The organism is Nostoc sp. (assembly GCF_041747015.1).
GTDB lineage: Bacteria > Cyanobacteriota > Cyanobacteriia > Cyanobacteriales > Nostocaceae > Nostoc.
In genome coordinates, this window is sequence record NZ_JBGTFY010000346.1 from 1 (window position 1) to 5,714 (window position 5,714).

Here is a 5,714-nt window from a genome sequence, read left to right on the forward strand (position 1 = left end):
AACGGTAGGCGTGAGGCTCCTGCCTATCTAGCTGAATACGGTAAACAAGTAGGTTAAAAGACTTGTATATAGCGGTTCTCAGTTGAGTGAGGTACAATAACCCCACCCCCAACCCCCTCCCCGCAAGCGATGAGGGGGCTATGATGTACCTCATGTGATTAGGAAACGCTATATGACTTACGCATTGACAAGAAATACTAAATATGAATAAAGTTAAAAACCACATCTTTCGTAGGGGTTTAGCATGCTAAACCCCTACTACAACTTTTAACTCTAACTAAACTTCAGCTTTCATCTCATCAATTTCAAACAAAGACACAATAACTCCAGCGATGGGAATAGATATAAAAACTCCCAGCAAACCTGCTACTTTAGCACCTACAAGTAAAGCAAAGAATACCACTACAGGGTTAAGATTCAGCGCATCTTGCATAATTCGGGGAGCAATCAGGTTGTCTTGTATTTGCTGAAGGACAATACAAGCTATCAATACTTTTAATGCTAACCAAACACCTTGAGACAACACAAATAGAGTCACTGTGCTTACTCCTAATGTTGCTCCTATGCCAGGAATGATGTCAAGAATTCCCACTATTACTGACAGGATCAACGCAAAAGGTACTTTTAATACTACGAAAACTAGGAAAGTTGAAGTTGTGAGAAATGCGCTTAATAACAACTGACCTCTAAAAAATCCTAAAAATGACCGTCTGATTATATTTGTAAATCTATTCCTGCGATGTTTTGGTACTATTTTTAAGATAAAACTCCACAACTTGTCTCCATCTAATAACATGAAGAAAGCTACAACTGCTATCAATATAAAAGTAACAAAATTTGTCATGAACCCTTGTAAAACAGCCAAGCTAGTAACAAGACTAGATACAGCTTGGTTTCGTAATTGTTCTTCAATAAAACTTAAATCTATCTGCAAGTTACGACTTCGCAAAAATCCTTCTACTCGCTCTAATAGAGGGATTAAAGAATTCACAAACGCAGTTATACTGTCAATTAATTGTTGTCCTTGAGATAAAACCGTTAAGCCTACGGTAATTATCAGACTGCCAATAAACACAATGCTGAGTAAGAAAATGACAGCAACAGCTACGCCGTGAGGCAAAAAATGCCGTAGCCATTGTACAGGATAGCTGAGTAAAAAAGCCAAAATTGCAGCGAATGTGAAAATAACGATCACTGCTTCAAAGTAAGCTAAAAGCTGTACGATCGCCCAGCCAGAAGCAACCAAAAGCAAAAAGCGGACTAACGCCAGATTATTTAATCGATCCCAAAAATTCTTGGCCTCAAAGCCGCTCATATGCTGTTTAGGGAGAAATTGTGAAAGGTGAATTTGCCCAGCAGTTGCATTTAAGCACAAAGTCTGACTTCATTGCTAGAGCGTGTTGACAAATATACAAAAGCTAAGTAGCGTAGTTTGCCGCCATAGGCATCGCTACCTCCCTAAAGTATATATCTGAGCTTATTTAACTCATCGCCCTAAATCATGCATCTCGTTAATTACATTGGCACACTTTTGTGTCAAAGTTTCCAATTCCTCTTTATTAGTAGAATTGGGGCTATCAATCAAGTTGCCAATCCTGACAGTGATGGGAACTGCACGAGGTATGGCCGAGCCTTTTTTTAAAATCTCCTCACTACCCCAGATACTCACGGGCAATATTGGGGCTTTTGCTTTCGCTGCCAGCAACAATGCGCCTCTTTTGGGGTTTGTAATTCGACCATCTGGGGTGCGAGTCCCGTCCAAGAAAACACCGACAGCCCAACCTTTATCGAGATATTCTAGTGCTGAACGGATGGCTGTGCGATCGGCATTTCCTCGGCTCACTGGGTAAGCACCACATAGTTTAATCACTTTCGCCAAAATTGGGATATCAAATAACTCTTCTTTAGCCATATATGCTACTGGACGGCGTACACAATTAGAGACAATTGGCGGATCAAAGTAACTAGCATGATTGCTCACCACTACTAATGGGCCTGATTGGGGAACATTTTGAGCACCATATATCTGACCCCGAAAGTAAGTATGAAGCATAGGGCTGACGACCGACCATTTAAGGGTGTGGTAAAGTGCCAGACTGATAAGCGGTTCGCGGTTTATATCCACAGAAGATAATTAAAATTAGACTGAATTTAGCATAAGCGATGCCCTTCTCTACGTTCGCGCAGCGTGTCGCAGACAGACGCTACGCGTAGCTTGCTTCCCCGCAGGGGTACGACGCAGGCTCAGGGTAAGACCTGCGGTAGTCACTAACTTGTGCCAGCGCAGTCGAGGTGGCCTTGCCAAAATGCAGCGTCTGGTAGAGAAGTGCGGTAAACTACGCAACACCCAGGGCAAACCCAAAAAAGCTGTAGAGACGCAATATTTTGCGTCTCTACATACCTACAAATAATTCGTAATTCGTAATTCGTAATTAAATCTGATTACAACTACGAATTATGTTGACACAAATAACAGATGTGCGCCTTTAGGAAGCATTTTGCAACTCAGATGTGCGTACTGAAAGCTGCTGTGTTTCATTACCCCGTTGCAATTTCAGTTGCAATGCTTGACCAAGGCGACTGTCTTCTACAACGTTTTGCAATTGTTCAGCACTCGTAATCGGTTTACCATCAATTTGAACAATTACATCCCCACGCCGCACTCCCGCAGATGCCGCTGGAGAATTGGGAACAACTCGCATGACAAAAACCCCATTAATTTCTGGTATCTGAATCGGAGAGTTGGGATCGGTATTATTTTGCTTGGCAAGTTCGGGTGTCAAAGTTAGCATTTGCACACCTAAGTAGGGGTGAGCAACTTTACCATCACGTTGCAGTACAGATGCGATCGCTTTGGCTTTATCGATGGGAATCGCAAACCCAATACCCATTGCGTCAGGACGAATCGCTGTGTTTATCCCAATCACTTCACCACGACCATTTAATAGTGGTCCTCCTGAGTTACCAGGGTTAATGGCGGCATCTGTCTGAATAAATTCCAGGCGTTTGTCACTAATACCAACTTGGGCGCTGGAACGTTTGAGGGTACTGACAATTCCCAAGGTAACGGTGTTATCAAATCCTAAAGGATTTCCAACTGCGATCGCCCAGTCTCCTACTTGTACATTACTAGAAGAACCCAAGGGCGCGACGGGCAAATCGTTACCAGCGTTAATCTTAACTACTGCCAAATCTGTGACTTCATCAATACCTTGAACTTTCCCTTCAAAGGTACGGCCATCTTTGAGCCGGACTGTCACTTTATCAGCTTTATCGACCACATGAGCATTCGTCAGAACTAACCCAGTCTTGTCAATAATAAAACCTGAGCCTAAACCGCGCAACTGCTGCTCAGAAGGCAGCTGTTGGGGGAAACCCTCACCAAAAAACCGATGCAAAAAGGGGTCTTCCAAAAATGGATCAGTGCGACGAGTAATTGTCCGCTCAGTATCGATTCGGACAACTGCCGTGCCCACACGATTCACTGCTGCTGTTACAAAGCTGCTGCTACCGATAGCAGCACTAGCAGGTGATTGCCGTTGAGAAAGCACTTCTGAAGTATCTCCAGCAGTTAGCGGGGGTGCTGGTTCAGCTTGGGAAGGCAACACTTGCAGGCTGCTAACCGTTAATAGAACTCCTAGCGCGATCGCTAACACACGAGTACTGAGTTGACCTATAGACCGGGGTAATTTGGGAAATTTAATAATCATAAACCTAATTGTTGCTTAGTCGGGACAAATCTATTTACACTTAATTTTTACAAAATTGACGGCTCTCAAACACGCGCATCAAATCTAGTATAAAAATCACCATATTTTATCCAGTATTGTTTCAAAGTATGATGAGGTGTATGTAAACTAGCTTTTACCTGATATAGAATAACTTGGCGATGATCGCCCATCCAAATTTTATTAATAGAGTCAACGGATATTACTGTTCCTCCTAAAGAAGCGACACATTCAGAAAATCTTTCAATCGTCGTATATTCTAATGTCTCGAATATAAAAAAATTACCCAAACAAATCAAATGGCGACTGCGAATCCAGCAACGCATCTTTTTTTCAGCCTGTGGAGGTAACATTTTTAGCTCTCAACAGATTCAAGCTGAATCAATATAAGGGACTCATCGCACATAATTCATTAGCAAAACTTTCCGTTTTTCAAACCGTAAAGACTCAGTTGTTGCTCCCCATATTTGATCTTGGGTTTCAATAATCCATGTTTCTATTTTATCTATAGGACTATGATTTTGATTTTTGAAAAAACTCCGTACAACTCAAGGAGCATTTTTTGCTGTTGCACTTCTCTACGAGAGGCTGCGCCAACGGCAAGTGTTACCCTGAGCTTGTCGTACCCCTGCGGGGAAGCAAGCTACGCGCAGCGTCTGGTAGAGAAAGGCTCAGTGACCACCTCTTGCCTACCGACGCAGATAAGTTCAAAAATTAAATCGGATTGCTATAGACTTAATCCAAGTGCGCTTATTGAGAATAAAATCTCCTTGTTGACATAATGTGTTTGCCCTGTATAAATATCTAACTTCTCATAACTTTAACCAAAATTATTAATTTATGTAAACAAAATGAACAGACATAACAATAATTTGTAATAAAAAATGCTACTACAGCATTGTATAAAGATGACTGGTAAGGAAAAAACAACATTACAAGGCAAGTAAAGTGGCTATTTTTCGGGTTTTTCAATCGCTCATAGAAATTTGAAGTTTTGTAAAAAAAAATTTAATTGGAAACCCGAAAAAATTAAACTTATACCTGTAGATGTCTGTTGTAAGTTTTTCCAATCTGCTCAGACAGTCCAAACTCAGACTTAAATTCAAAAGTTTTTTACTTTGAAGTCCAACAAGTCTGTTAACGTAAGCAAATTTAGGAGATTAAAGCAATGGTTTTAGATGCGTTTGCCAAAGTAGTTTCCCAAGCTGATGCCAGAGGCGAATATCTCAGCGCGGCTCAATTGGATGCTCTGAGCGCAATTGTTAAAGATGGTAACAAGCGTGCAGATACCGTCAACCGGATTACCGGCAACTCCTCTGCGATCGTTGCTAATGCAGCTCGCGCTTTGTTCGCTGAACAACCTCAGTTGATTGCTCCTGGTGGTAATGCTTACACCAACCGCCGCATGGCAGCTTGCTTGCGCGACATGGAAATCATCCTGCGCTATGTTACCTATGCAATCTTTGCTGGTGATGCAAGTGTATTGGATGACCGTTGTCTAAACGGTCTGCGCGAAACCTACTTGGCGTTGGGAACTCCTGGTGCTTCTGTAGCAGTTGGCGTAGAAAAGATGAAGGAAGCAGCTCTTGCGATCGCTGGTGACACCAATGGAATCACCAGAGGCGATTGCAGCGCTCTGTTATCTGAAGTTGCTAGCTACTTTGATCGCGCTGCCGCTGCTGTAGGTTAAGCCTGATCAACCAATGCTATTAACTGACAATTGTCAGTTAGACAAAACAAATTTCAACAAAATTGTAAATAGGGAGATACTAAACTCATGAAAACACCTCTTACCGAAGCAGTTTCCACCGCAGATTCTCAAGGTCGCTTTCTCTCCAGCACAGAAATTCAAACCGCTTTTGGTCGTTTTCGCCAAGCTCCAGCTAGCTTAGAAGCAGCAAAAAGCTTGACCGATAATGCTCAACGTTTGACAGAAGGCGCAGCTCAAGCGGTGTACAACAAGTTTCCCTACACCACTCAACAGCA

The 5,714-nt window shown here is 42.3% G+C and carries 5 protein-coding genes and 1 pseudogene; 2 read left to right on the forward strand and 4 right to left on the reverse strand.

Annotated features, from left to right (window positions below):
- Positions 1–277 precede the first annotated feature (277 nt).
- The 4 genes from ACEW80_RS27700 to ACEW80_RS27715 all read right to left on the reverse strand — a co-directional run bounded on the left by ACEW80_RS27700 (position 278) and on the right by ACEW80_RS27715 (position 4,081).
- Positions 278–1,315, reverse strand: a complete 1,038-nt coding sequence (locus ACEW80_RS27700; protein ID WP_373529685.1) for an AI-2E family transporter — start codon at positions 1,313–1,315, stop codon at positions 278–280.
- 171 nt (positions 1,316–1,486) lie between these two features.
- Positions 1,487–2,125 (reverse strand): lysophospholipid acyltransferase family protein, encoded by a 639-nt coding sequence (locus ACEW80_RS27705; protein ID WP_373529682.1) that lies wholly within the window; start codon positions 2,123–2,125, stop codon positions 1,487–1,489.
- A gap of 361 nt (positions 2,126–2,486) precedes the next feature.
- The gene (locus ACEW80_RS27710) at positions 2,487–3,704 is read right to left on the reverse strand and encodes an HhoA/HhoB/HtrA family serine endopeptidase (protein ID WP_373529686.1); all 1,218 of its coding nucleotides are present in this window, start codon (positions 3,702–3,704) and stop codon (positions 2,487–2,489) included.
- Positions 3,705–3,775: 71 nt separating this feature from the next.
- The gene (locus ACEW80_RS27715; protein ID WP_373529683.1) at positions 3,776–4,081 is read right to left on the reverse strand and encodes a CpeR family transcriptional regulator; all 306 of its coding nucleotides are present in this window, start codon (positions 4,079–4,081) and stop codon (positions 3,776–3,778) included.
- A gap of 815 nt (positions 4,082–4,896) precedes the next feature.
- On the opposite strand from ACEW80_RS27715, the gene ACEW80_RS27720 reads away from it, so the two are divergent.
- Positions 4,897–5,418, forward strand: coding sequence for a phycocyanin subunit beta (locus ACEW80_RS27720; RefSeq protein ID WP_373529684.1), 522 nt, complete (start codon positions 4,897–4,899; stop codon positions 5,416–5,418).
- Positions 5,419–5,505: 87 nt separating this feature from the next.
- Positions 5,506–5,714 (forward strand): annotated as a pseudogene (locus ACEW80_RS27725) (phycocyanin subunit alpha); the annotation flags it as partial.